The sequence below is a fragment of the Kitasatospora sp. NPDC056181 genome (assembly GCF_042266225.1).
GTDB lineage: Bacteria > Actinomycetota > Actinomycetes > Streptomycetales > Streptomycetaceae > Kitasatospora.
On sequence record NZ_JBHJUK010000011.1, the window covers coordinates 39005 to 41491 of the forward strand.

Consider the following 2487-nt stretch of genomic DNA (forward strand, 5'->3'; position numbering starts at 1 on the left):
GCCCGGTGCCCCGGTAGCCCGGTGCCCCGGTAGCCCGGTGCCCCGGTAGCCCGGTGCCCCGGTAGCCCGGTGCCCCGGTAGCCCGGTGCCCCGGTAGCCCGGTGCCCCGGTCACGGCGGACCGGGGCACCGGGGCAAGGCGTCCGTCAGGTGCTGTAGACGCCGACCTCGTGGAGCGAGTAGCCCCACTGGGTGCCGCGTTGCAGCCCGTGGACGCGGACGTACCGGGCGGGGACGCCGGCGAACCGCGCGGTCTCCAGTCCGCCGCCGCCGGTGGTGGTGGACCAGACGGACTGCCAGTCGGTGCCGTCGGTGGAGACCTCGATGCGGTACCCCCTGCCGTAGGCGCGCTCCCAGTCCAGGGTGACGCGCCCGACCAGGGTGGTGGACCCGAGGTCGAGCCGGAGCCACTGGTCGTCGCTCCAGTCGCTGGCCCAGCGGCTCCCGAGGTCGCCGTCCACGGCCCGCCCGGGGGCGTAGCTGACGAACGGGTTCCACTCCGTCGAGGAGGCCGAGGCGGGCGACCCCGCGGCCAGGTTCACGCCCGCCCGGTGGTGCTCGGACGCCCCCCAGGTGGTGAGGTAGGACTCGGCGCCCCGGAAGAGGTCGTCCACCACGCCCTGGCCGCCGACCTGCCGGATGTCCTCGATCCAGTCCGGGACGAGGCCGTAGTGCGCGGCACCGTCGGTGTTGATGTCCCAGGTGCGGGAGCCGGCGGTCTGCTTGTCGATGACCGAGCCGCCGTCCACGCTGCGGAACGGGTAGCGCACCGGGTTGGCGGTGTCCGCGCCGCGCGGGCCGGGCCAGCCGCCGACGCCGTTCATGTCGGTGCCGTAGCCGTAGCCCACCTGGTACTTGTCGCGCAGCGCGTCGGTGCGCTTCGCCTCGTTGCTGAACGCCTCGGCGCCGTTCATGTACTGGGCGACGAAGCCGCCGAGCTTGTAGACCCGCTCGGTCCAGTCGAGGTCCATCCAGCTGTGCGAGGAGATGACGCCCGGGTACGACTCGGATTCGAGGATGTCGAAGGAGCGGTCGGCCGCCTTCACGCTCATGTGGTCGACCTCCAGCATCATCTTGCGTTTCATCATGCCGCGCACGGCGTACTCGCCGAGCTCCGTCAGCCCGCGGCTGTTGCACTGGGCGTCGGTGGCGTACGACGGGACGGCGACGCCCTGCGGCAGTTGCTGCTGGGCGGCCGGCGCCGGGGCGAGGCCGATGGGGTTGTCGTGCTGCGGTCCGGCGCACTGCTCCGTCTTCCAGAAGGTGCCGGTCGACAGGAACTGGCCGACGTTGATCGCCGTACCGAGCGCGCCCTCGTCGAAGCGGACCCCGCACAGCGCGTTGTCGAACTTGTGGCAGAGGAACATGCTGCGCACGCCGAGCCCGTACAGCTCGTCGAGGCCGCGGTCGATGTCGGCCTTGCTGCACTGGGCGACGTCCAGGATCTGCTTGCAGCCGAAGGGCTCGGACGTCTCCACGCCCAGGACGACGGCGAGTTTGCCCTGCTTGACGACCTCGCGGGCCTGCGCGCTGTCGGTGACGATCCGGAACCAGCCCTTGCCGGGCCCGCCGAACATGGTGTCGATGTAGGCCTGGAGCTCGTAGGTCTTCTGCGCCTGGAGCCGGATGGAGGTCATCTCGTCGCAGCTGCGGTCCTTGAAGAAGTAGACCGAGCAGATCACCCCGTTGGTGACCAGGTCGTTGACGAGCACCCGCTGGCCGCCGCGCCAGGCGCGTTCGATCCACGCGTAGTAGTTCTGCTGGTGGGTCAGCGAGTCGTGGGCGGGCCAGTCCTTGAAGGTGGGCCAGCCGACCGGGTCGTGCTTGCCGTCCCCGCCCTTGGTGATGAAGTCGAAGACGGCGAGGGAGCCGTCGGGGTAGTGCTCGGGGCAGTCCTTGAGCGCGTCGGCGACCCCGGCCTCGGAGAACGCCTTGCCGCAGATCAGCCGGCCGCCGAAGGCCTCGTTGGCCATGATGTGGTCGTGCGCGTCGACGAAGCCGCGGACCTTGCCCTGGGCGTCGGTTCCCTTGAAGGGCTCGCCCGTGACGTTGATCTGCGAGTCGGGCGAGGGCCGTGCGATCGGGTTCCACCAGCCCGGCTCGCTCGCGACCCCGGGCGCCGGCGCGGCGAGCGCCACGGCGATCAGGGCGAGTAACGAGGCCAGGAGGGTGGCGAGCCGGAGCCTGCTGTGGGGGAGCTGGGTCATGGGCACCACTCGGGTCGGGGAGCGGATGACGCGGTGGGACGGCCGGACCGGTGCGGGGCAACCGCCGTCCGGTCGACTGTCATGTCCCGCGTACTCGGTGTGACGAGAATCGCCACTGTTGGAATCCGAGTCAATAGGCCGGGACGGATGACCTGACAAATGGCGAAGGGCGCCCAGCGGCTCAGGCCGCCGCCGGCCCCCCCGCCCGGGGGGCGCGCCTTGTTGACCCAGCACGACGCTCGCGCGAAAAAACAAAACAGAGACCCCACGACAGGTGACTA

General features: G+C 70.9%; 1 protein-coding gene. It reads right to left on the bottom strand.

Features of this window, described 5'->3' with window-relative positions; genetic code table 11:
* Positions 1-145: 145 nt before the first annotated feature.
* Positions 146-2206, bottom strand: a complete 2061-nt coding sequence (locus ACFC1F_RS07355; RefSeq protein WP_376156320.1) for a discoidin domain-containing protein — start codon at positions 2204-2206, stop codon at positions 146-148.
* Positions 2207-2487: the final 281 nt, after the last annotated feature.